This is a genomic window from Ktedonobacter racemifer DSM 44963 (genome assembly GCF_000178855.1).
Taxonomy (GTDB): domain Bacteria; phylum Chloroflexota; class Ktedonobacteria; order Ktedonobacterales; family Ktedonobacteraceae; genus Ktedonobacter; species Ktedonobacter racemifer.
Genome location: NZ_ADVG01000004.1, coordinates 655,105 through 678,190, shown reverse-complemented (window position 1 = coordinate 678,190; position 23,086 = coordinate 655,105). Strand labels below are relative to the sequence as shown.

General features: G+C 54.5%; 20 protein-coding genes and 1 riboswitch. Of the genes, 16 read left to right on the top strand and 4 right to left on the bottom strand.

Annotated elements, in window-relative coordinates:
- Window positions 1–151: 151 nt before the first annotated feature.
- Window positions 152–793: a metal-dependent hydrolase gene (locus KRAC_RS44635; protein ID WP_007918686.1), complete on the bottom strand. Its 642-nt coding sequence runs from the start codon at window positions 791–793 to the stop codon at window positions 152–154.
- 167 nt (window positions 794–960) lie between these two features.
- Here KRAC_RS44635 and cobU point away from each other — a divergent pair, with 167 nt between their 5' ends.
- From cobU to KRAC_RS44605, 6 genes are all read left to right on the top strand, one after another.
- The gene (gene cobU / locus KRAC_RS44630) at window positions 961–1,572 is read left to right on the top strand and encodes a bifunctional adenosylcobinamide kinase/adenosylcobinamide-phosphate guanylyltransferase (protein WP_007918685.1); all 612 of its coding nucleotides are present in this window, start codon (window positions 961–963) and stop codon (window positions 1,570–1,572) included.
- Window positions 1,573–1,590: 18 nt separating this feature from the next.
- Window positions 1,591–1,807, top strand: a riboswitch (cobalamin riboswitch).
- Window positions 1,796–2,977 carry an ABC transporter substrate-binding protein gene (locus KRAC_RS44625; RefSeq protein ID WP_007918683.1) on the top strand — a complete coding sequence of 394 codons (1,182 nt, stop codon included), beginning with the start codon at window positions 1,796–1,798 and terminating at the stop codon, window positions 2,975–2,977. It overlaps the preceding riboswitch by 12 nt.
- 103 nt (window positions 2,978–3,080) lie before the next feature.
- Window positions 3,081–3,740, top strand: coding sequence for a cob(I)yrinic acid a,c-diamide adenosyltransferase (cobO, locus tag KRAC_RS44620; protein WP_007918681.1), 660 nt, complete (start codon window positions 3,081–3,083; stop codon window positions 3,738–3,740).
- Between the two features lie 3 nt (window positions 3,741–3,743).
- On the top strand, window positions 3,744–4,733 hold the full coding sequence (gene cbiB, locus KRAC_RS44615; protein WP_007918679.1) for an adenosylcobinamide-phosphate synthase CbiB: 990 nt from the start codon (window positions 3,744–3,746) through the stop codon (window positions 4,731–4,733).
- Window positions 4,734–5,879 (top strand): pyridoxal phosphate-dependent aminotransferase, encoded by a 1,146-nt coding sequence (locus KRAC_RS44610; protein ID WP_007918677.1) that lies wholly within the window; start codon window positions 4,734–4,736, stop codon window positions 5,877–5,879.
- Window positions 5,867–7,393 carry a cobyric acid synthase gene (locus KRAC_RS44605; RefSeq protein WP_007918669.1) on the top strand — a complete coding sequence of 509 codons (1,527 nt, stop codon included), beginning with the start codon at window positions 5,867–5,869 and terminating at the stop codon, window positions 7,391–7,393. Before KRAC_RS44610 ends, KRAC_RS44605 begins: the two co-directional genes overlap by 13 nt.
- A 75-nt stretch (window positions 7,394–7,468) precedes the next feature.
- Here KRAC_RS44605 and KRAC_RS44600 read toward each other — a convergent pair whose 3' ends face one another.
- The gene (locus KRAC_RS44600) at window positions 7,469–8,608 is read right to left on the bottom strand and encodes a protein kinase family protein (protein WP_007918667.1); all 1,140 of its coding nucleotides are present in this window, start codon (window positions 8,606–8,608) and stop codon (window positions 7,469–7,471) included.
- 322 nt (window positions 8,609–8,930) lie between these two features.
- On the opposite strand from KRAC_RS44600, the gene KRAC_RS44595 reads away from it, so the two are divergent.
- The 9 genes from KRAC_RS44595 (at window position 8,931) to KRAC_RS44555 (ending at window position 17,521) form a co-directional block, all read left to right on the top strand.
- On the top strand, window positions 8,931–10,853 hold the full coding sequence (locus tag KRAC_RS44595) for a protein kinase domain-containing protein (protein WP_007918665.1): 1,923 nt from the start codon (window positions 8,931–8,933) through the stop codon (window positions 10,851–10,853).
- A gap of 200 nt (window positions 10,854–11,053) precedes the next feature.
- A complete protein-coding gene (locus tag KRAC_RS44590) occupies window positions 11,054–11,329 on the top strand; it encodes a hypothetical protein (RefSeq protein ID WP_007918663.1) in 276 nt (91 codons plus the stop codon).
- 163 nt (window positions 11,330–11,492) lie between these two features.
- Window positions 11,493–11,882 carry a GntR family transcriptional regulator gene (locus KRAC_RS44585; RefSeq protein ID WP_007918661.1) on the top strand — a complete coding sequence of 130 codons (390 nt, stop codon included), beginning with the start codon at window positions 11,493–11,495 and terminating at the stop codon, window positions 11,880–11,882.
- A 99-nt stretch (window positions 11,883–11,981) separates the two neighbouring features.
- Window positions 11,982–12,884 carry an ABC transporter ATP-binding protein gene (locus KRAC_RS44580; RefSeq protein ID WP_007918660.1) on the top strand — a complete coding sequence of 301 codons (903 nt, stop codon included), beginning with the start codon at window positions 11,982–11,984 and terminating at the stop codon, window positions 12,882–12,884.
- A complete protein-coding gene (locus KRAC_RS44575) occupies window positions 12,881–13,786 on the top strand; it encodes an ABC transporter permease subunit (RefSeq protein WP_007918659.1) in 906 nt (301 codons plus the stop codon). The genes KRAC_RS44580 and KRAC_RS44575 overlap by 4 nt, the downstream gene beginning before the upstream one ends.
- Before the next feature lie 37 nt (window positions 13,787–13,823).
- Window positions 13,824–14,672: an ABC transporter permease gene (locus KRAC_RS63800; RefSeq protein WP_007918658.1), complete on the top strand. Its 849-nt coding sequence runs from the start codon at window positions 13,824–13,826 to the stop codon at window positions 14,670–14,672.
- 113 nt (window positions 14,673–14,785) lie between these two features.
- On the top strand, window positions 14,786–15,517 hold the full coding sequence (locus tag KRAC_RS44565; RefSeq protein WP_007918657.1) for a 3-keto-5-aminohexanoate cleavage protein: 732 nt from the start codon (window positions 14,786–14,788) through the stop codon (window positions 15,515–15,517).
- A gap of 111 nt (window positions 15,518–15,628) precedes the next feature.
- Entirely contained in the window at window positions 15,629–16,927 is a 1,299-nt protein-coding gene (locus tag KRAC_RS44560; protein WP_007918656.1) for a hybrid sensor histidine kinase/response regulator, read from the top strand.
- 183 nt (window positions 16,928–17,110) lie between these two features.
- The gene (locus KRAC_RS44555; RefSeq protein WP_007918655.1) at window positions 17,111–17,521 is read left to right on the top strand and encodes a response regulator; all 411 of its coding nucleotides are present in this window, start codon (window positions 17,111–17,113) and stop codon (window positions 17,519–17,521) included.
- A gap of 27 nt (window positions 17,522–17,548) precedes the next feature.
- Here KRAC_RS44555 and KRAC_RS44550 read toward each other — a convergent pair whose 3' ends face one another.
- Both KRAC_RS44550 and KRAC_RS44545 read right to left on the bottom strand, forming a co-directional pair.
- A complete protein-coding gene (locus KRAC_RS44550) occupies window positions 17,549–18,094 on the bottom strand; it encodes a hypothetical protein (protein WP_007918654.1) in 546 nt (181 codons plus the stop codon).
- Window positions 18,095–18,308: 214 nt separating this feature from the next.
- Window positions 18,309–18,797, bottom strand: coding sequence for a nuclear transport factor 2 family protein (locus KRAC_RS44545; RefSeq protein WP_007918653.1), 489 nt, complete (start codon window positions 18,795–18,797; stop codon window positions 18,309–18,311).
- A gap of 354 nt (window positions 18,798–19,151) precedes the next feature.
- On the opposite strand from KRAC_RS44545, the gene KRAC_RS63795 reads away from it, so the two are divergent.
- On the top strand, window positions 19,152–22,595 hold the full coding sequence (locus KRAC_RS63795; protein WP_007918652.1) for a PQQ-binding-like beta-propeller repeat protein: 3,444 nt from the start codon (window positions 19,152–19,154) through the stop codon (window positions 22,593–22,595).
- The last annotated feature ends 491 nt before the right edge of the window (window positions 22,596–23,086 follow it).

Below are 23,086 nucleotides of genomic sequence, written 5' to 3'. Positions count from 1 at the left end.
GCTAAAGGTAGACTCAGTTTCTCCAAAATAAACCATCTCTTCTTAGCTCATCATAGAGCGGGTATGGATGCGAATATCAATGTTGGTAATCGTATCATATTGGCCATTGTCAATGCCAAGGTGGTTGATAGATTTTCAGTCCATGTTGGGGTTAGACAAAGAAGAGGTGGTAGAGCAGGCCGAGGCCTACGAGCACAATAAAGAAGAGTACGATGGCGTACTCAGTCAGGCTACCGGAGCGAAAGCGGATGAAGGAGAAGTGCTGGCTGCGCCTGGAGAGGGGATAGAGCCAGGGGATGCCAGTGAAGGTCATGGTATCTTCAAAGCTGTGCAGGAGGCAGCCAAGGGCGGTCGCGAGGTAGAAGAGGAAGGCGGCATGCATCATCTCGGCAGAGAGAGAAAAAACAGTGGCATTGAAGAGGCCGAGTCCCAGCGCGAGCAGGATGCCCCAGAAGATGGTCGCGGCAACGATGCCAGGTAGGCTGTGGGTGAGTGTGCGATGCTTGCAGAAACCGGTAACGATGTGGCTGGCCCAGGGGAAGAGATGGCTGATGAGGCTCTTCGGATGATCGATATCAGGCGCGACTGAGCCAAGCACGATCCCGCCATAGAAGGCGCTTTTATAGAGGAGATCGGTGAAGGTGAGCGATTGTGAGGCCAGGGGGAGAAGCTGCTCCGTCAGCGCCAGGTTGACCGGGCTGCCAGCCATTGAGAGGTGCGTAACGTCGAAGATGAGCGTGTTGACGACAGCGGCTGCGGCAAGACTAAAGGCGATATGGTTATGCCCTTTCATGCCCAGAAGATCCTCTCTAGCGCTTGGAGCGCGTTGCGCGCCTATGCAATCGGGATGGTTGCTTTGATAGTAGATCTATTCTTTTTGAGATGTTGGAATATGGAAATGGTGATATGCTTCAGTATATCATGAGAGGAAGCATAGGGATTTAGGAGGGATGAAATTTGATGAGTAGTGATGAGAAGCGGCCGCGGTTGGTGCTGGTGCTGGGTGGGGCGCGTAGTGGGAAAAGCACCTTCGCCGAGCATATGGCCAAGGCGAGTGGGCGAGAAGTGGCGTTTATCGCCACGGCCACGGCGAGCGACGAGGAGATGCGCGAACGCATTGTCCGGCATCGCGCCGACCGCCCGGAGCAGTGGGTGACGATTGAGGAGCCGCTGGACCTGGCGAAGGCGATCCGCGAGGGGGCGCAGGTGGCCGATGCGCTTGTGCTGGATTGTATGACACTCTGGCTCTCCAACTGGCTCTTTCGTGAGAGCGGGGTGGTCTGCGAGGGTGAGATCGCACAGCCAGGCGCGCTCTTTGACCAGGAGTTGTTGGGCGAGGTAGAGCGCCTATTGGAGGCGGTGCGAGAGCTTCCTTCAGGCAAAACATTGCTGGTGGTCTCGAATGAGGTGGGCCTGGGGTTGGTGCCGGATACCCCTCTGGGACGCATATATCGTGATGGGCTGGGGCGGGTCAATCAGCGCCTGGCGGAGGCCGCGGAGCACGTGTACTTGCTTGTGGCTGGTCTGCCTGTGGAACTGAAGCATTTGCGCGCCACGCCCCCGTGGTGGTAGAATAGAGCCTGTTGTTGATACACATCAAACACATTGGGTGGCCCGCAGAGCTATAGCGGGCAGAATAGGGAAGCCGGTGCGAGTCCGGCGCAGTCGCGCTACTGTAACTGGCGAGCGACTCACCAGCCCCGAGAAGGGGCATGAACATACCACTACGCTCCGTTGAGCGCGGGAAGGTCGGTGAGAAGCGTTTGCAGCCAGAAGCCAGGAGACCTGCCCAATAGTGCCGATCTCATCCTTCGCGTCAAAGGAGCGAGTACATGGAAACAGCGTTGAGGCTTTGAAGGGTTGCGAGGCGACTCCTGCCGCACGCTGGAAACCTTTTCCCCATGTCTTCTGCAATACCTCCAAAGGGCGCGAGGTGACGACGGGCAGTGTCGTTGTCTATCTTGATATATTTGGAGGAGTACGACTCATGTCTACCCGTGTCATCTCCCATCGTCTGTTGCCCCTGATGTTAGTGGCGCTTTGCGCGCTGCTGGCGGCCTGTGGTGGGTCTACGCAGACGAGTTCATCCGCTATACCTGTGGCGACGCAGGCCCCGGCGAACGACTATTATGGCAAACCCATTAATATGCCTAAAGCGGCCCCCCAGCGCATTATATCGCTCACAGCCAGTACCAGCGAGATCCTGGGCGCACTGGGCCTGCAAAGCAGGGTCGTAGGCGTAGATGCTTTTACAAACTATCCCGCCGACCTGGCGAAGGTAACCAAGGTCTCCAGTACACAAGGCTACAATACTGAGCTGATCATTTCGCTCAAGCCTGACCTGGTGCTCTCCTCTGGCGGCCTAACCAAGCAATATGATAGCAAGCTCAAAGACTCTGGTGTGAACATCGTTGACCTCTCCCTGACAAACTTCAGCCAGACCTTTGACCAGATTCAGCTCGTGGGGCGCCTGACCTATAGCGAAGCTAAGGCTAATGACCTGGTCGCGCAATTGAAGAAGGAACGCGACGATATCGAGCAGAAGGTCGCGGGCACACCCACGCCAAAAGTCCTACTGGAGGTCGATGATAGCACGCCCGGTAAGCCCTATGTCTTTGGCGGCGGCTCGTTTGGCGACGAACTATTGCAGGATGCCAGCGCCACCAACATCTTTCATAGCAATACTGCCAACGAAGGGTATCCCCAGGTCACCGACGAGGCGGTTTTGAGCGCCAACCCCCAGATCGTGATTCTCACGGAAGACCCCGCCTATGGAGGCACTCCCGATAGCGTCTATAAGCGCGCCAACTGGAGTACCATACAGGCCGTCAAGGACCGCAAAGTTTATCGCCTTAATGTCGACATCATGCAGCGCCCGGGTCCGCGCCTCGTGCAGGGTCTACGCTGCGTCGCCCAGCTTGTTCACCCCGACAAATTCCCCGGCGCGCTCCCCGACTACTGCACTGGTACAGTTTAAATATAGAGTCGATGGATGGTGGAGTGACTGGAGAGGCCGTTGGCCTCTCCAGTCACTCCACCATCCATCTTAATACGCGCCGCAGGCGCGAGGAGTGGTGGTCATGACAGAAGAAGAGCTAGAACCTAATGAAGAGGTAGAGGAGGCATACGATCCGGAGGAGGACGTAGAACTAAGCGAAGAGGAGCGGCTGAAGCGGCAGCGGGCTAGCCACGCGGCGCGGCGCGAGCGCGCAAAGAGCGCGAAAAAGAAGGGACTGGTCATCCTCAACACAGGGAAGGGCAAAGGGAAGACCACAGCGGCGCTGGGCCTACTCTTCCGCGCCTGGGGCCAGGGCCTGCGTGTCTGTATGCTGCAATTTATCAAGGCACGCACAGCCAATTGGGGCGAGGAGAAGGCGGCGCGGAAGGCTGAGATCGAGATTCACCTTCTGGGTGATGGCTTTACCTGGCTCTCCAAGGATATCGAGAAAGATAAAGAGCTGGCGCGCCAGGGCTGGGAGATCTGCAAACTGAAGATCCTCTCGGGCGACTATGACCTGATTGTGCTAGACGAGATGACCTATGTCCTTAAATACGGCTGGCTGGCCTGGGAAGAGGTGCACCAGGTGCTGGAGCAGCGCCCAGAGGGGATGCACATCGTTATCACGGGCCGCTACGCCATCCCTGAACTGATCGAGTATGCCGATACGGTCTCGGAGATCACGGATATAAAGCATCACTACGACGCCGGAGTCAAGGCCCAGAAGGGCATCGAGTTTTAGCCCATGCCAGAGACAAAAGGGCAACGAAGTGTGCATGAAGCGCTGGTGCTCTTGCTGGCGGTTGCTTTTGACCTCATAGGCGAGCCAGCCGCCAGCGTGCATCCCGTCGTCTGGTATGGCAGGCTCATTCGAGCGCTTGAGAGCCGTGCCCCTCGTGGCCAAGGCGCACAGCTAAGATATGGCGTCATCATGCTGCTGGTAGCTTTTCCACTGGTTCTTGTGCCGGTGAAGCTGTTTCAAGGTCTAATAGGGAGCATAGAGAAGAAGGCCAAAGACTATGGGGAAGCGCGAGTAGGCTTGCTTGCCTCGGCAGTATTCATAGGAATGGCCCTGAAGCCTTTTTTCGCCTTGCGGATGCTGGTAGAGGCGGGGGCGCAGGTACGCAGATCGCTCGAGCAGGGGAACTTGGAGGAGGCTCGTGAGGCATTAAGAAGCTTGGTAAGCCGGGATCGCTCACACTTAAACCCTGGGCTGGTCGCGGCGGCGGCAATTGAATCGCTGGCAGAGAATGTGAGCGATTCGGTCGTCGCGCCCCTTTGGTATTATGCCCTCTTTGGCTTGCCAGGGGCGGCATTTTATCGCCTGGCCAACACCTTTGACTCGCTGATAGGCTATCATGGCAAGTACGAGTATTTGGGGAAGGCAGCCGCGCGGCTGGATGATCTACTCAACCTGCTTCCTGCCCGCCTCAGTGCGCTGCTCATTGTCGCCTGTGCGCCGCTCTATGGAGGATCGCGAAAAGAGGCATGGCGCGTGTGGCGCCGTGACGCGGGCAAGACGGAGAGTCCAAACGCCGGGCATCCCATGTCGGCGGCAGCGGGAGCGCTGGGCGTGCGTCTAGAGAAGGTCGAGCATTATATCCTTGGGGAGGAAAGGCGGAACATAACGTCCGCCGTCATAGTGCAGGCAGAGCGCATGACCTGGTGGGTCGGGGCATGTGCCTTCCTGCTCGCGCTGGTCGTGCGTATATGGAGGCAAGCAGGAAGAGGTTAGATGCAGCAACATCCACCGCTTACAAAGGAACAACTAGACGGGCGCGAATTGCCGGTGCATGGCGCTTTAGATTACGGAGAATTAGAGCGCCTGGACTTGCGCCCAGAGGAGATACTCGATTTCAGCGTTAATGCCAACCCCTATGGTCCCTCACCGGTGGCTCGCCAGGTTTTGGCTGGCCTGGTGCTTGAGCGCTATCCAGATCGTGCCTGTCTCGCATTGAAACGGGCACTATTGCGTTATGAGATTGATGCCCAACAGGTAGAGATAGAGTGGTTAGTATGTGGCAATGGTGCAAGCGAACTTATCTGGAGTATCGCGCGTACCTTTCTCTATCCAGGATCTGTGGTCGCGCAATTGATGCCGACATTTGGTGAGTATCGGGTGGCCTCACAGGCTGTGGGGGCCAGTGTGAGCGATTATATACTACGGGAAGAGGACGACTTTCAGGTAGATATACCCGAAGTTATACAGTGGTTGAGGAGGCTGCGCCCGGCATTGTTCTGGCTCTGTAATCCCAATAATCCAACCGGGGAGTGGCTACCTCTGATGAAGTTGTGTGAGCTGACTCGAGTGTGTGCGGAGCTAGGAACGCTACTGGTCATTGATGAGTCGTATCGCCATTTTCTCTCTCCCGCCGAAGAGGAGACGGCACTGGAGTTGGTGCAGGAAGAGGGACGGGTGATCGTGTTGCGCTCCCTGACTAAAGATTTCGCCCTGGCGGCGCTGAGGATCGGCTATGCCGTGGCGCCTCCTGAACTGGCAGCAAAGCTTGCAACTAACCTGCCAGCCTGGAATGTCAATGGAGCCGCGCAGGTAGTGGCTACAGCAGTCCTCGCGGACAGGGAGCACCTGGCATATAGCCTGCAAGGACTGGTGCGAGAACGAGAGGCCTTCTTTGGAGCCTTGCAAGGCCTGGGATTCACAGTGGTGCCGACGCGCACTCACTATGCGTTGATACATGTGGGAAATGCAAGGCAGCTGCGAGAGGCTTTATTGCAGGGAGGTCTCCTGGTGCGCGATTGTACCTCGTTTGGCCTACCACAGTATATACGAGTCGCTACACGGCAGGCACATGAATGGTCCAGGTTGGTGGGAGCGTTAGGGGTATTACAGAGTGAGGAGAAGGAGCTATGGGAGAATTAGCGCGTACCATCATGGTACAGGGAACGGCCTCGACAGTCGGCAAGAGCACGCTAGTTACCGGCCTGTGTCGCCTCTTCGCTCGCCAGGGCTGGCGTGTGGCACCATTTAAGGCTCAGAATATGGCCCTTAACTCATTTGTCACGCCCGCCGGAGGCGAGATTGGGCGCGCCCAGGCAGTCCAGGCCGAGGCGGCAGGCATCGAACCAACAGTCGAGATGAATCCTATTCTACTAAAGCCCGAGGGAGACTCGCGCAGCCAGGTTATTATGCTGGGGCGGCCTCTAAGCACGATGGAGGCGCGTGAGTATTATCGCCAGCGTACAGGCTTTGAAGCGGTGGTAAAGCAAGCCCTGGAGAGCCTGCGTCGTGCCTATGACCTGGTAATAATTGAGGGCGCGGGCAGCCCGGTCGAGATCAATCTGGCGCGCTATGACCTGGTCAATATGCGTGTCGCACACTGGGCAGATGCCTCGGTGCTGCTGGTGGGGGATATCGACCGGGGTGGCATCTTCGCCTCGCTGCTTGGAACCTTAATGTTGCTTCAACCCGAGGAGCGTGAGCGCGTCAAGGGCCTGATTGTGAATAAGTTTCGTGGCGACCTGGAGCTATGGCGGGAGGGTGAGCGAATGCTGGAGGCGCGAGCGGGGATACCCGTGCTCGGAACGGTACCTTTTGTGAGGGATCTGGGAATCGCCGAGGAAGACAGTGTCGCGCTGGAAGAGGGAACAGCGCTCCTGGCGCAGAAACAGCAGGGAGAAGCCACTCGACAACTACAGATTGTGATACCACGTCTGCCGTATATGAGCAACTATGACGAGTTTGATGCCTTAGCGGCGGAACCAGGTGTGTGCCTGCACCTGGTAAGTTCGCCCGAGGAGCTTCCTGAACGGCCTGACTTGATCATCCTTCCCGGCACAAAGAACACCTTTGCCGACCTGGCCTGGCTCTGGCGCACAGGATTGGCTGTCCACATTCGTCGCCTGGTGCGGAAGGGAGTGGCGATCCTGGGCATTTGTGGTGGCTACCAGATGCTTGGCGAGCGTCTATGTGATCCAACAGGTGCGGAAGGCAGCGTAGGAGCGGTTGAGACAGGCCTGAGTCTTCTACCGGTGGAGACGATTTTCGCCTCTCTAGAGGAGAAGGTAACCTCTCAGAGTGTGGCCAACTTGACGAGAGCTGCTTGCAGGGGCCTGTTTGCCTTTGTGCCTGAGCAGCCGTTGCGAGCCTATCAAATTCATCTCGGTCGCACGGCGGATGGGAATTCGACTTCCCTTGTGCCGCTGCTAGAGGTAAACGGCGAGGCTGATGGCTTCCTTAGCGAGATGGGTTGGATCGCGGGCTGCTACCTGCATGGCCTCTTTGAGAATGATGCCTTTCGTCATGCGATCCTAAGAGCGTTGGGAGAGCGGCGCGCAGCTCCGGTGCCAGAAATGCGGCCCTTTGAGCGTATGCAAGCCTACGACAGGCTGGCAGACATCCTGGAAAAACACCTTGACCTTTGCTCATTTATTTAATTTCTCATTATGTGTCAGGTGTTGAGAGTCAATCCTATTGCGGGCATCTGCCCGCAATAGGATTGACTCTCAACACTATTTCTTCTCTGCGAGTTTGCGTAGGGTGAGGCCGCAGCCCATGTCCCAGAAGTTGCGTACCAGGCAGTGGAGCTTGGGATACCAGTAAGCGCGCGACGCGCCCGCCGTCTGGTCCCAGATGGGATCAAAGAGCATAAAGACGACCATCATCTGGTAGTCGCGCCAGAGCATGGCCCAGTTGTAGTTCTCGACGCCGAACTTGCGCAGGCGCTGGAGGTAGCGAATCAGGAAGAGCTCCTCGGGGCGATGGACCTTGCGCTGCTCAGGTGACCAGAAGGTGGGCATCAGGTAGGCCAGGTCATAGGTCGGAAAATTGGCACTGACGGCCTCCAGGTCGAGAATATAGGTCTGCCCCTTGGGCTCCTCGGCCTCGCCCGCGACCTCGCGTGGGCAGAGCAGGTTGCTCAGGTAGCAATCGCCCTGAGTGAGAGTAAGCTGGCGGCGGTTCGTGATGCGCTCCTCCAGATACTCCTCCCAGAGAGCTGGCATACGTCTGAGCACATATTCATAGGTCGCGCGGATCTGAGGCGAGACCTCGCTGGCTGCGCTCTGTTTAAAGGAATCCCACTCGCGGGTGCGGCGCTCGATATGCTGCTGGTAGCTCTCTTTATCGTGCCACCAGGGGCGAATGGCCGTCGCCTCGTATTTACCCAGATCGTGATGCTCCCACCAGTAGGCGTGGAAGCCAGCGAGGGCATCCGCGATGCCATCGAGCTGATCGGCGCGCGGAACACCCTGCCCCTCAAGAAGCTGCTGGCGCGTCACGGGCGCTACATGCGTGGGCGAGAGATCCTCAAAGAGGAGATAGGAGTTCCCGCTCTGCGCGTCATAGTCCAGGGCGAAGCAGGGGGCGAGCATCGGCAGGTTTGCGCCTAGCTGGGCGACCAGGCGATAAAATTGGACCTCGTTCTTTCCATCGTGATTCTTCTGGAGCTTGAGTACGAGATCTTGTGGCGGCGTATCAGTTGCGTCTTCGCTATAAACCAGGCGTAGATGGGCGGTGCTTGAATTGAAGGCATCAGAGACCCGTTGCTCGGCCGAGACAACGTTGCCCTGAGAGAGATGGCCAGTCTCGCGCAGAATGGTATTTAACCAGGCAGATGTCGCCTCAGCGAGACGAGAAATAACTTCGCTCATAAAATGTATCTATATTCCTCCTTTATAACGTCTCTTCATGGTAACGCTTTTTAGCTCCCCCCACAAGTCCTAGTGCCAGCTCATAGCAGTTGACGAGTATCTTGTTCAATGTATACACTTCATTTACCATAAGTATTCATAGTGTGTCAAAGTGTTTTCTTGATTGTCTTCATTGTGTTCTTATTCCGAAACCCAACCCCCATTCGGGGGCACGCGTCACTCATGTGACTAGCGCTCCCCCATTCGGGGGACAAGCGCGCTCAGGATTTCGGATAGGTAGTATTGTAGTCCGGGGCGTAAGTTTTCAGGGAGCTATCTTCGTATGTCTACGTCTTCGCTATCTGTTGATGAGTTAGTGGGTCAAACGCTGGGGACATACCAGGTTGAGCAGTTGTTGGGGCGAGGGAGCCTGAACGCAGTCTACCAGGCTCGTCAGGAGGGATCAGCGCGCCCGGTTATGCTCACGACCTACTTTTTACCCTCTACTCTGCCTCCTCAAGCGCGGGCGCGCTTTATTGCTCGCTTTACCACAATTGCTTCGAGCTTGCTGCAATTGCGCCATCCCTGCGTTCAGCCGCTTGAAGATTTTGGCGAGCACCTGGGATTGCCCTACATGGTTTCGCCGCTGGTCTCTGGCAATACGCTGGCAGAGCTGGTACGCGAGCGTGGGCAACTGACGCCTTTGCAGGCTTCACGGATCTTGCGCCGACTGGCGGAGGCCCTGGATTACGCGCATAATCACGGATTTGCACATGGAGCTTTACGACCGCTGAATATCTGGGTGGATGCTAAGAGTCTCCAGGTGGTGGGCTTTGGCCTGGTGTCGATGCTGGCCCTGGAGGGCCTTGCTCCACTAGAGCATGCCTATCCTCACCTGTTAAGCCTCTCGGGTTCCTTTTTAGGAGCGCCCGAGTATATCGCGCCCGAAGTGGTTAAGGGGCGGGCGCTGAGTGCGCGTGCCGATGTCTATGCCCTGGGTGCCATCGCCTTCGAGATGCTCTGCGGGCGTCCTCCCTTCAAGGCCAGCGATCCATTTGAGCTTGCCAACATGCATGTACAGCAATCCGCCCCTCTGATAACAGAATTTAAAGCGGATGTGCCTAATGGCCTGGACCTGGTCTTGCAGCGTGCGCTGGAGCGTAATCCCGCGGAACGCTATAGCTCTGCGGGCGATTTCGCGGCCGCCTTTACGCGGGTTGTGCAGCTGTTTGATGCCCCACAGGGGATGCAGCAGTCAGGCAGGCTGGCACCAGTGTCTATTCCTGGCCAGACCATGCCGGGCATAACAGGTCCTATTTCGCTGGGCGGAATACCTCCACGTACGCCCGTCAGCGGTACATCTTCAACCTCTATGTCGATGCCCGTGCTGCCACGCAAGATTCATTGGCAGCTTATGCCTCCTGTTGTGACCTCCAAACTGGAGACGGTGCCGCTCACGCCCGAGGCGCTGGCGCAGCAGAGTTTGCAGGCACAGCAACAGGCGATGCAGTCTGCCATGACACGCAGCACACAGCCTTTGGCACAGCCGCAGCGACCTATGTCCGGGAATTATGCGACGGTCGCGATGGAACCTGTAAGCGCGAAGGCGAGCGAGGTGCAACGGCCTCCCATAGCGCCTAAGGTGGCTCCAGTCTCAGCGAAAGTGGTGAAAGAGGAGCGCATCGAGGTCCTGGCAGCTCGGCTGGTTGCCCTATTGAAGGCGCAGATTGAGCGCGTGCCGAAGAGCCGTAAGCATATGCTGGCTGTGCTTATTGTTGGCATCCTGGTCCTGATGATAGGTGGTATGAGTCTGGCCTTCGCCTCGCAGGGAAGTGGGCAACAGGCGAGTAGCCAGAAGGCGAGCACAAGCGCGCCAGCGCGTACGCCAAAGCAGGCTGCCTCGCCAAAGCAGGTCGCTACGCCTCCTCCGACCTCGCAGGGGACGCCGATTGTCCACACGGGACGGGTCATTGGTAATACCAACCAGGGGTTTGGGACCGCGCAAACGTTCACCAATCCCGAGGATGGGCGCGATAGCCTGTTGATCCGTATGCCCAATGGCAACTTCGTTGCCTACGAGAGCGGCTGCACCACGGATGGCGGAACGCTCAACTATGACGCGAATAGCAATAAGCTGGTCTGCCCACCCGATGGTTCAACCTTCGATCCCGCCAATAGTGGCAACGTCGTCAGCGGTCCGGCCACGACGCCACGCAAGCAGATTCAGCTCCATGTCAACCCCGATGGAACGGTTACCATCGGTTAGAATTTGTGCCAAATACTCTTTTCTAGTGCCGTGAGTGCTTGCCAACAGGGAAGGTGCGATGGATACGCTCAGCGTATTCATTGCACCTTCCTCATTTTTGGCGGGAGGTGTATGGCGTTCTGTCTTTGTGTATTGCTTGTATCAACTATAAATAAATAGATGCAGGAATGAGGAGCGTTGGCAGAAAGGATGGTCAAGGTATGGTGCTAGCAAGCCTGTTGGATGCGCTGTGGGCTGGTATTGTCTGGATCGCCATTGGGGGCGTAGCCGGGGCAATTGGTGATTATGTGATGCAGGAAGAGCGGCTGGGCACGCCTGTTACGGTTGTGATTGGGATTGGCGGCGGAGTGCTTGGAGGCTTGTTTCCAGGTCTTATAGGTCTGAGCGACAAAGGTATGTTCTGGACCTATATGACCTGTGTATGCGGTGCCGTGGCAGCCCTCGTATTCGCGAAGAGGCAGGTTGATCGCACCTGACAATACGTGTCAAGGGAAGGATAAGCAGGTGGCGTGGGCAATTGCCCACGCCACCTGCTTATCCTTCCCTTGACATTTGTGCATGTTCCGCCCTATACTTATACTATGTTCATAGTTATTTAGTAGATTAGTAGAATAGCAGTGAGTGAGACGAGAATATGCGATGATTGAGTTTCACCTGGAGCAACGTACCGGCGTGGCTCCATATATGCAGTTGGTACAGCAGGTCAAGCGCGCGCTGCGCCTGGGTTTGTTGCAGCCGGGCGACCAGTTACCTACTGTACGCGAGGTCGTGACCATGATTGCCATTAATCCCAATACGGTGTTCAAGGCCTATCGAGAGCTGGAGCGTGATGGGCTGGTGGAGAGCCGGCCCGGTCTGGGTACCTTTGTGCGCACACAGTTGCGCGTACCGGACCGCGAGAGCCTGGAGCGGCTGCGTGTGAGCTTACAGCAGTGGCTTGAGCAAGCCGCCGGGGTTGGCCTGGACGACGAGAGCGTTGTGGACCTATTGATGGATACGCTACAGAAACGGCGCGCGGCCCTTTCATAGGGGAGAAAAAAACTTGTAGGGGCAGAGCTTGCTTGGCCTGAATCCATGCAAGCATGGACCCTATATATGATCAAACAGTCTCAAGAGGAGAAACTGTATATGACACTGGCATTGGAAGCAAACCAGCTCGGCAAGAAATATGGTAAGCGCTGGGCTTTGCAAAACTGTGACCTGCACATTCCCGAGGGGGGAGTAACTGGCCTGGTGGGCCTGAATGGCGCGGGCAAGACCACGCTGCTGCACCTGGGGGTGGGCCTGCTGGCCCCCAGCGCGGGCAGCATTAGCGTTCTGGGCGAGACGCCTGCGCCAAACGCCACTGCGCTCATCGCGCGCATCGGCTTTGTGGCCCAGGAGCGTCCGCTTTATCGCTCATTCTCCGTCAAGGATACCCTGACGCTGGGGCGCAAGCTAAACACGACCTGGGATAACGATCTTGCGGAGCGTACATTGGCGCGCCTGGATATTTCCCTCAAAACGACGGTCGGCAAACTCTCGGGTGGGCAGCGCGCCCTGCTGGCCCTGGTGATGGCCCTGGCTAAGCGCCCGCGCCTGCTGCTGCTGGATGAGCCGTTCGCCAACGTTGATCCCCTGGCGCGGCGCGAGCTAGTGCGCCTGTTTATGGATGCCGTGGCCAGTAATGGAGCCAGCGTCGTGATTTCATCACACCATATCGCCGACCTGGAGATTATCTGCGACCGCCTGGTGCTGCTCTCTCAAGGGCAGGTCAAGGTCGAGGAAGATTTGGAGACATTTGTTACCTCGCACAAGCTGCTGATTGGTCCCCATGATGACTTTGAGCGCATCGCCTCCGAGGTAAGCGTCATACAGGCCGGACATACAGGGCGGCAGAGCAATGTCTTCGCGCGCCTCTCTGCCCCCTTCTCTGATCCCCGCTGGGTTGTGCAGGATCTCTCGCTGGAGGATATCATGCTGGCCTATCTCGACACACAGTCGCCCCTGACCACGCCAAACAACCACTCACAGCAGGAGGTAGCGCGATGACCTGGCTTACCTGGTGCCAGTACAGAGTGGCGCTACTATGCGCTGTCGTAGCTATTGTGCTCTATGCCACCGCTGTGGTGGTGCTTGGTGCAGGCTCGTACTCGGGGCCTTGGTTTGCGCTTAGATCGATGGTGCTGGGTTCTAGCAGTCTCTGGTCTTTGTGGCTCGGTCTTATCGTAGCGACCTTTATAGGGGCTCCACTGATCGCTCGCGAGCGTGAGCAAGGGACGCACCACTTTACGTGGACACAGGGTGTAGGGCGTACGCACTGGCTGGTGGTAAAGCTTGGGCTACTTCTCCTTGGCCTCGTTGTCTTAAGCATAGGCTTTGCGTTGATTGCGAATAAGCGTTTTGAGTTTGAAACCAATACTGCTGCAAATCATTCTATGATCACTGTGCTTGGTATACGAGTTGCAGGCTCCTGGCGTGGCTTCTTCTCCACCAACATTGTGTCTGTCATGCTTGTCATCTTCGCGCTTGCGCTGGGGACGGCTGTAGGTTGTTTTGTGCGGCGCAATATTCCAGCTATGACGACAGCCTTTGTGCTCTTTCTCATCATCTTTCTGGCCCTGACCAATTGGTATACTTACCTCCTTCCACCTCGGACATACACATATACAGAAGATCACCAAGGATATCTTCAAACTGTCTTGCAAAACGCCGCTGTTATAAAGTGGACGTATGTTGATCAGCAAGGGAACGAGGTCAAGGGTTACATAGTTTGCTCTGCGTCATCTTCAAAAGGAACAGATGTATGTATACCTAACTATAGTCAACAGCTCATCTATCAGCCGGTAGAGAATTACTGGCTGCTGCAATGGATTGTGAGTGGAATTCTGTTTGTGCTCTCGCTGGGGTTGGGTTTGGCGGTATTCCTGCGAGTGCGTTCCTCGGTTGACTGAATGAGATGTGACTGTTACGAAGAAGAGGTATCGATATATGGTCTGGCTTACCTGGCGGCAGCACCGTGTCGCCCTGCTCATAGGTGTGCTCTTGCTGGTCTTCTATGCGTTTATCCTGCTGGGGCGCAACTATGACGCCTTTACGTTTCAGTTTGAAGTTGTCATGTTGCTGCCACTGCTTGTGGCTGTCTTTGTGGGTGCGCCGCTGGTGGCACGTGAGCGAGCGCAGAGGACACATTATGTGGCCTGGCTACAAGGAACTTCGCGCACGCGCTGGTTAGTGATCAAACTGGCGTTGGTGGCAGCTGGTGTGTTGGTGCTCGCTACTGTCCTGGCTTTTCTAGAGAAAGCTTTGCAGGATATGCTTATGGGATATGGCCCGTTCTACATCTGGTCGCGCTATCTTGTAACAGGGCCGGTTGTGGTTGGGCTGATGCTCTTTGGCTTAATGCTAGGTGTGCTTGTTGGTAGCCTTACCCGGCGCAGTATTCTAGCCATGGCGCTGACCTTTGTGCTCTGTACGACATGCATTATTGTGTTTAATAACGAATATCAATATCTGGTGCCTCCTCATGTGGAATATATGGAGTATCATGGGAACGGGTATTGGGGTCCGCAACAGGGAGAACTGGTGACGTATGCGGGCTTCGCTGATCGCCAGGGGCAGGAGACGGGCGATATTCACGGCTATTGTGACTGGCATGATTCCGCTTCTAATGGCAATATAAATAAGTGCATTCGGGACCTTAACTTACAGTGGAAAACGGTCTATCAGCCGGAGGAAAATTATTGGCCGCTGCAATACGCGGGTGGCGCGCTCTTGCTTGTGTTCTCGCTACTCTTTGGCATTCTAGCCATCATACGTGTGCGAACTATCCGAGATTGAGGAAATATGGATAATAACGAAGAGAAAGCGCATCGCGACGCGCCTTCTCTTCGTTATTATTTGTAAGGCACATTATTTCATTGTAGCGAAGACTAGCAGGATAGGAGAGCAGAGTGCTGATCAAAGCGTGTTTAAACGGGAGCCGTGAACGAGATGAACATCCTGGATTGCCCTTGATGCCTGAAGAGCTGGCGCGCGAGGCGCGTGTGGCGATAGAGGTTGGCGCAGGGGCATTGCATATTCATCCACGGAACAGACAGGGCGCTCAGTCGCTGGCCCCCCAGGTTATTGGGGAGGCGCTCCAGGCCGTGCGCAAGAGTTGTCCAGGCATACCTGTGGGCGTAAGCACCGGCCTCTGGATCGAGTCCACTGTGGAGCGGCGCCTGGAGAGTGTGCGTGCGTGGCGAGTGCTGCCAGATTTCGCCTCGGTCAACTTCTCGGAGCCAGGCGCGGCTGAGCTTTGCGCGCTCCTACAAACGCGTGGCGTAGGCATCGAGGCTGGACTCAGCACGCTTGAGGACGCAGAGGCGTTCCTGGCATCAGGATATGCGCCGCGCTGCCTACGGATCCTATTGGAGCCGGAAGAGGTGGAGACGTGCGCGGCCTTGCGCACGATTGAGTCTATCGTGGCGCGCCTGCGCACAGCGAGCGTATGGCGCCCGCTCCTATTACATGGTTTTGAACAGACAGCCTGGCCCCTGCTAGACGCCGCGCTGGCTCATGGTTACGACACACGTATAGGCTTTGAGGATACCCTGACCTTGCCAGATGGCAGCCGGGCGACAAGTAACGCGCAACTCGTGAGTGCCGCTGTGGAGAAGGCAGACCTGTACCATTACTCATAGGCGGCTTAATTTGGAGACGGCGCGAAGACTCTTCTCTGAGCAGGGAAGAGATCTCGAAGTTGACATAGGGCAATCTCGTCTTTTACAATCGATAGTATGGAGAGAAGAAACGTGTTGCCTTCAATGGCGGATGCACGACTACTGGTAGTGGATGACGATCCCGCTTTACTGCAAGCGCTTCCTCATATGCTGAGATTGCGCTTACAGAACCTGCATGTAGATACTGCGGAATCGGCGCAGCTCGCGCTTGAGCTTGTTCGAGCGCAGAGCTATGACGTCATTGTCAGCGATATAAAAATGCCCGGTATGGATGGTTTTGATCTGCTGACTGCTTTGCAGGACTTACAGTCAGAGACTCCTGTGTTGTTAATTACGGGCCATGGTGAGCATGACCTGGCTATTCGCGCGCTCCGTGGTGGTGCGTATGATTACATACTTAAGCCGATAGATCGTGATGATTTCGCCGCCGCGGTACGCAGAGCCATCGATACAGCCCAGCTCCGCCAGCGGGTGAAACACCAGCAGCAGGAGCTTGAGCAGTATGCGGCCTCGCTTGAGCGGCAGGTGTATCAGCGTACTGAGGAATTGCAGCAGGCGAATGTAGCGCTTGCATCCGTCAATGAATCTAGAGAACAGATGTTGCGCATGGTGGTGCACGAAATGGCGGGCCCCCTTACCAGCGTTAAAGGCTTGACGCAATTGATGAAGCGCCAGGTGCGGCAGGGACAGTCGGGTGAGCGGCTTGTGCAGAACTTTGACACGGTCGAGGGTGCTCTTAAACGCATGGAACGACTTATAGCTGACCTGCATGACGCTGCCCATATCCAGATGCAGCAATTTCATGTGCAGCGTGAGCAGACCGACCTGGTCGCGCTCTGCCAGCAGGCCATAGATGAGTTCGCCTGTGAGCGCGTGGCGCCGACTGCCTCTACAGAGGATCAGTGCATAGGAGTGGTGGATCCTCAGCGGCTCAGCCAGGTGCTACTCAATCTGCTTAATAACGCGCGCAAATACTCTCCATCTGAGAGACCAATAACCGTCACCTTTCAGGCCCGCGAGCAAGAGATATGCATTGCCGTCCAGGATGAGGGCGCGGGTGTCGCCCCTGATGCTCTACAGCACATCTTTGAACAATTTTATCGCGTTGGGGGAGTAGGAGGGCAACCTGGTTCTGTGAAGGGGCTAGGGTTGGGACTCTATATTGCCCGTGCTATTGTTGAGGAGCATGGAGGACGACTAGAGGTACAGAGCAGGTTGGGGCAGGGCAGTACTTTTTCCATTAACTTGCCAACGTCCGAGTTAGCGGTTAATGCGGCGAAAGAGGCTTTTGAGATGGGAACACGGTCTCTGCTGTGGAAAATTGAGTGGCGGGACCCTCAACTTGATCCTCTCTCATCCGTAAATATGTAGTAGAATGGATTGCTTTCCCCTGGAAAAAAACTGTATCATGGTATATGCTGAAGCGTATTGAAATCACCATCTTCTTATACGGAAACCAACCCCCATTCGGGGGCACGGCGCCACTTACGTGGCTAGCGCTCCGCGCTCAGGTTTCCGATAGGTAGCACCTAGTTAAGTTAGAGGAATCAGAGGATGCCAAATGTGTATGGCCCCGAGGATCTTACAAAGCAGTCAAGGAAGACGATTCTCGTTGTCGAAGATGATATCCATGTAGGATACTTTTTAGCGCAAGCGCTTAAGGAAGAGGTTTCCTATAAAGTCATTTTTGCTACAGATGGCTTGCAGGCGCTCAGAATGATTCGTACCGTGCTGCCAGACCTTATTTTATTGGATTACCATCTGCCCCATATGGATGGTTTTGAGCTTATCGACCATCTACGCGCCTCAACCGAGAGTGAGCATATTCCAGTGATTCTCATTAGCGGCAATCTCCCTGAGCGCTTGCCCAAGCGCAAGAACGTCATGTATCTCAAAAAACCATTTGAGCTGGATGCCCTTCTTCAACATGTCACGGACTTGTTGGAGCGTTCGACCCCTGCATAGGTGAAAGGCATCCAGAGGTGAGCCTGGCTAGGAGCCAGGTGTCGCGATGACTTTAATGATGCGCCCGGTTGGTACGGGAGGCTGATAGCCCTGTCCGACCTGGATGCGCTGGACCAGCATATAGTAGCCCGCAGGCATGGATGAAGGCAGTTGCAGATTAGCATCGACGGCCTTGTCAGACCAGTTATTCGTCTGAATAGGTGTAATTGTGGCCTGCACATGGCCTGTGATATTATTGCCATCGAAGCTAATGGCCTTCTTAAGGCTCTCTATGCTAGTAAAGGGACCTACTAGCCCAGCCTCAATCTTTACAGACTGGGGTTTATTAGCGAGGGTATCCTGTCCAGATTGTGTAGCCCAGGAGAGAACAACGTTTTCGCCTGTTTGATAGGTATAGGCTACCTCCTGAGGATTGGTTACGCGATCCTTTGGCAGACTGGCGACGGTAGAATAGGTATAGGTTTTATGTGTAGGTGCCTCGGTCAGGCCACAGGCACTCACAATCAGCATCAGTTGTAGGAGCAGGAGGGGAAGCGCCAGGCTTCTTGCCGCTCGCACTATTGGCCCAAGCACGGTATTTGCGGTATCCTTTCGAACCCTGTATCGATAATACAGGGTAGAGATAATAGCATGAAGTTGTTATTATTTCCCCTATTATAGCAACGAGGGTGGCCAACAGACAAAGGCCACCCTCTTTTGCTATCTTGGTGTTAGAAGTGTGACATGTGTGCCCTGGCAGCCGCAGCTTGCCAGGGCACACATGTCACATTACACTCTTTGCACTTACCTAAATTCTATCTAAGGAGATAATCTTCCAGGTTGATCCCTCTTTCTTCATGGTCAGATGGGAATGATAGTGCACGCCGGCATTGCGATCAATAGTGGTCACAATCTGCGTCCCATCGCTGCTACCAGGAACCATCGTAATATCGGTGATAGCGCCGCTCTGGGTAAAGGCGTTCTGGGCCATCTGAGTAAAGCTCTCCTGGGTCAGTTTCTTGCCATCGGTGGTTGTGACGTTGGCATCAAGATAGGCATATGCTTTCGCATAGTCGCGGTCCTTGAGGGCCTGATAGTAGGTAATAGCAGTGGGAATGCTGCTTACAGCGGATTTGGTAAAGGTTGGAGCCGGGACGGGCGTAGTGATCGCGTTCGTCTGTTGTTCCTGGCCTGATGATTGCTTAGATGGACCTGTGCCCTGGTTTTGATCATTACAGGCAACGAGTAGAATAGCCAGGCAAGTGAAGAGCATGACAATAAAAAGTGAGCGTTTCATACGAATACTTTCAGCCTTTTACACCGAAAAGGCTAAACTCCTTCTGTTCTTTTCTTGTGACTGATAAAATACGCGTCATCTAATGTAACTAACGTCTATTGTGCTGGTTAGTTCCAGCACCTGGAATTTTTGATCAGGACTTTTGTCTATAGGTAGAGGTAAATATTCCAAATTAATGTTTGCTGTATTATACTACAGAAACATCTCAAATTATGTCTATTATAGTAGAAAAGTTTTATCATTCTCTCGGGGCGAAGGGATGGGGTAAACTATCTCTCTATTTCACCATCTTTTTGCTCGTTTTGCCGCAATAAATAGCCGCATTTGTATGTATCCTATGTAAGGAGAACATGGATGATGTCCAGTCCCCAACCTCCCCGTCGCGCATCCTTATATGCGCGCCTACCCATTCATCAGGGGAGAAAGAGGTATTCAACGTTCCTCATCATAAGCCTGGTGCTCCTCGTGTGTATTGTGGGAGGAACGTTTCTGACTCTCGATGAGATTTTACCAAATTTGAAGGCCCATGCAGCAGCCGATAGTGCTATTTTGACCTATAAGGGTGATAATAATCGCACTGGCGCCTATGCAAATGAGACAACGCTAAATAAGAGCAATGTCAAGTCACAGTTTGGCAGGCGTGTGAGCTATCCAGTAGATGGTCAGGTCTATGCGCAGCCGCTCTTCGTTCCCAACCTGACGATTGGAGGTGCGACGCACAACGTGGTCTTCGTTGAGACCGAACACGATAGCGTCTATGCCTTCGATGCGGATCAGACCACGCCTACGCAGCCGCTGTGGTATACCAGCTTTCTGACCAACGGCGCGACCTCTGTGCCATATGGCGATGTGGCCTGTAACGATATGGTGCCCGAGATTGGCATTACTGGGACGCCGGTGATTGATAGCACGAACAATATCATGTACGTGGTCTCCTATACCAAGGAGAATGGTGCTCCCATCTATCGTTTGCATGCCCTGGACATCACCACGGGACTGGATAAGATAGCACTCCCCATTCAAGGCTCGGTCGCTGGAACGGGCCTGGGTAGCTCTGGTGGGCAGGTGGCCTTCCGCGCGGACCGCGAGCGGAACCGCTCGGCGCTCTTGCTGGCAAATGGGCAGATCTATATCGCCTTTGCTTCGTTTTGTGATAACCAGCCCTACCATGGTTGGATTATGGCCTACGATACGAGCTTAACGCAGAAGGCTATTTACAATAATACGCCGAATGGTTCTGGTGGTGGCATCTGGGGTGCAGGCAATGCCCTGGCCTCGGATAGTCTTGGTAACATCTATACTATTTCGGGCAATGGCGACTTCGATATTAATAATGGTGGCCCGGATAATGCGGATTCCTTCGTCAAACTCTCGCCTCAGTTGCAACAGGAAGACTATTTTGCCCCCTTCAACCAGAAGTGTTTACAGAACGCGGACGCCGATCTGGGTTCGGGTGGTCCTTTGCAGATTCCTGGCACCACCGAGCATATTGGTGTAGGGAAAGAGGGCCGCATTTACGTTGTTGACAACAATAATATGGGTAAATTCACTGCTGCGCCCGGTGGTCTGGATTGTAACAACGTCATCTCGACTAGTATCGACCAGGTAAAGCAGGAGTTGCCGCCGCACCTGGTAGGTGGTGTGTACAGTACCCCGACCTACTGGAATAACAACGTCTACTTCACAGGTGCCAGCGATAGCATTAAGGCCTTCTCCTTCAATTCAACGACTGGCCTGCTCTCGGCAGGTTATACGTCGAAGACACCAGAGACCTTCGCCTTTACTGGTGGCGGCTCGGTCACATCCAGCAACGGAACGGATACTTCGACGGGGATTGTCTGGGCCTTAGATCCAGGTGGCTACCTGCGCGCCTATGACGCGACGAACCTGGGGAACGAGCTCTATAACGATAACTTTGGTCAAAGCATTTTTGCGAAATTCACTGTGCCAGCGGTGGCCAATGGTGAGGTCTTTGTAGGTACGAAGAATAGCCTGCTCATCTACGGTTTGAATGCGGGTAGCACGTCGACGCCAACTCCTGGTGGTACGTCGACATCAACGCCGACACCAACTCCAAACCCACAGACAACATTTAACAATGTAGGCATTACCGATGATGCCAATCCTGGCGTTGGTAATTTCGATGGAGGGAAGCGCAGTTACTCCTTGCAGGCATTGCAGAGTAGCGGCCTCGTCACCGGCGATAATGTCTTCTTTAACAATATGGTTTTCACCTGGCCGAATGCGGTCGCGGGAACGCCGAATGATTACCTGGCGCAGGGACAAACGGTGCCAGTAACACCCATCGCGAACGCGAATGTGTTGGGTTTCCTGGGTGCTTCGGCTAACGGGCCCACATCTGGCAGGACAGTCATTCACTATACCGATGGTACTTCGCAGGCCTTTACGCTGGGCTTTAGCGATTGGACACTAGGTGCTGGTAAGAGCCCGGTCTCCTTTGGCAATGGCAAAAAGGCGATCATGGCATATCGCAATACGCCCAATGGCCAGGAGGCAGTGAAAACCTATGTCTTCTACGCGGATGTGGCTCTTCAGGATGGCAAAACGGTGCAGAGCGTGACGTTGCCCTCAACCGTTGTTGGTGGACAGTTGCACGTCTTCTCCGTTGCAACGAAGGTTGGGACTGTCTCGACTCCTGTCTCGCCAAATGTTCCTTATAATAACGTCGGCACCAGCGATGATGGGCAGCCAAAATCTGGAAGCTTTGATGGCTTGAGAAGTTATTCCTTCCAGGCTATGCAATCTGCCGGTCTTGTGCCGGGAAGTTCGCTGACGGTGTATGGGACAACCTTTGTCTGGCCAGCTTCGGATCCTGGAACGCAGAATAACTATATTGCTCAGGGACAGAAGTTAGCTATCACACCTGTGGATAACGCGAGCACGCTGGCCTTCCTGGGGGCCGCGACAAATGGACCTTCAAGTGGGCAGGCCACGATTACTTATACCGATAATACAACCCAAACCTTTACCCTGGGCTTTAGTGATTGGACGCTGGGCGCGAATGCAGCTGCGCCCTCATTCAACAATCTGGTGGTGACTTCAACTCCCTATCGGAATACGCCCACAGGGAAAGAAAATGTTAGCACCTATGTGTTTTACACCGAGGTTGGTTTGCAGGCAGGCAAAATCATCGCAAGCGTGACGCTGCCAAGCAGTGTCAATGGTGGTCAAACCCATGTCTTTGCTGTCGCAACCAAGGCAAACGCGCCTTATGCAACAAATCCCTACTCTATGGTAGGCACCAGCAACGATAACAATACCCGCGCTGGTAACTATGATGGTGGTGGATATAGCTACTCGGTTCAGGCGCTCCAGGGGAATGGTATTAAGCAGGGTGGCTCTGTCTTCGCCAATGGGGCAAGCTTCATCTGGCCTGCGGTTCCCGCAGGGGCGGTAAACAACTACGTTGCCAATGGACAGACCATCCCGGTCAACGGCAGCTTCGGGTCGAATTACCTGACCTTCCTGGGTTCCTCGACCAATGGCGCGACCAATGGCACAGTGACGATCACTTATACCGATGGTTCGACGGACACAGGGACGCTGGGCTTTAGCGACTGGACATTGAATGCTGGTCGGGTGGCACCATCCTTTGGTAACCTAACAGTGTCAAAGACGACCTATCGCAATGGTCCCAATGGAAGGCAGAGTGTAAACACCTATGTGTTCTACACTGACATTCCAATTAATCCGAAAAAGACCGTATTGAGTGTAACGCTTCCAACGGCAACAACGGGTGGTGGTCGCATTCATGTCTTTAGTGTCGCGACACGCTAGCCTCTACAAGGGCTGCTCGGCCATACACGGTCTATACAATTAATCAGTACAGATAAAACCGGGGTGAGTGAGAACATAATCTATATGTTTTTACTCACCCCGGTTTTATTGCTTCTTAATTTGTGAATGTGAGACTATTATAGCGACTCATGTTTTATTTTTTGATAGACATGGTGCTAGCAAAATAAATCTTTTTGGAAATTGCGCGAGATTGTGTGAGATTATTAAGATATGCATACGTAGTATACACATAAGGTAGAATTATCACCTCATGAAAGGGCTAAACATTTAGCCTGCCGGGCGATTGCTGAAGCATACTTGGTTTCACCCTTGTTGTTTTTAAGCAAGAGGAAAAGACCTTAACACGAATGACCGCTATCCTCAAGCATTTTTCGAGCCTACATTGTATTGGAACACCCCGCTGTTCAAGTCTAGAGTAAATTCTTATACGAAAACCAACGCCACTCTCGTGGCTAGTGCTTCGAGCTCAG

Excerpts from the sequence above, each read along its gene's own strand:
- KRAC_RS44635 (WP_007918686.1), bottom strand. The coding sequence starts at position 793 with ATGAAAGGGCATAACCATATCGCCTTTAGTCTTGCCGCAGCCGCTGTC.
- cobU (WP_007918685.1), top strand. The coding sequence starts at position 961 with ATGAGTAGTGATGAGAAGCGGCCGCGGTTGGTGCTGGTGCTGGGTGGG.
- cobO (WP_007918681.1), top strand. The coding sequence starts at position 3,081 with ATGACAGAAGAAGAGCTAGAACCTAATGAAGAGGTAGAGGAGGCATAC.
- cbiB (WP_007918679.1), top strand. The coding sequence starts at position 3,744 with ATGCCAGAGACAAAAGGGCAACGAAGTGTGCATGAAGCGCTGGTGCTC.
- KRAC_RS44610 (WP_007918677.1), top strand. The coding sequence starts at position 4,734 with ATGCAGCAACATCCACCGCTTACAAAGGAACAACTAGACGGGCGCGAA.
- KRAC_RS44605 (WP_007918669.1), top strand. The coding sequence starts at position 5,867 with ATGGGAGAATTAGCGCGTACCATCATGGTACAGGGAACGGCCTCGACA.
- KRAC_RS44600 (WP_007918667.1), bottom strand. The coding sequence starts at position 8,608 with ATGAGCGAAGTTATTTCTCGTCTCGCTGAGGCGACATCTGCCTGGTTA.
- KRAC_RS44595 (WP_007918665.1), top strand. The coding sequence starts at position 8,931 with ATGTCTACGTCTTCGCTATCTGTTGATGAGTTAGTGGGTCAAACGCTG.
- KRAC_RS44590 (WP_007918663.1), top strand. The coding sequence starts at position 11,054 with ATGGTGCTAGCAAGCCTGTTGGATGCGCTGTGGGCTGGTATTGTCTGG.
- KRAC_RS44585 (WP_007918661.1), top strand. The coding sequence starts at position 11,493 with ATGATTGAGTTTCACCTGGAGCAACGTACCGGCGTGGCTCCATATATG.
- KRAC_RS44580 (WP_007918660.1), top strand. The coding sequence starts at position 11,982 with ATGACACTGGCATTGGAAGCAAACCAGCTCGGCAAGAAATATGGTAAG.
- KRAC_RS44575 (WP_007918659.1), top strand. The coding sequence starts at position 12,881 with ATGACCTGGCTTACCTGGTGCCAGTACAGAGTGGCGCTACTATGCGCT.
- KRAC_RS63800 (WP_007918658.1), top strand. The coding sequence starts at position 13,824 with ATGGTCTGGCTTACCTGGCGGCAGCACCGTGTCGCCCTGCTCATAGGT.
- KRAC_RS44555 (WP_007918655.1), top strand. The coding sequence starts at position 17,111 with ATGCCAAATGTGTATGGCCCCGAGGATCTTACAAAGCAGTCAAGGAAG.
- KRAC_RS44545 (WP_007918653.1), bottom strand. The coding sequence starts at position 18,797 with ATGAAACGCTCACTTTTTATTGTCATGCTCTTCACTTGCCTGGCTATT.
- KRAC_RS63795 (WP_007918652.1), top strand. The coding sequence starts at position 19,152 with ATGATGTCCAGTCCCCAACCTCCCCGTCGCGCATCCTTATATGCGCGC.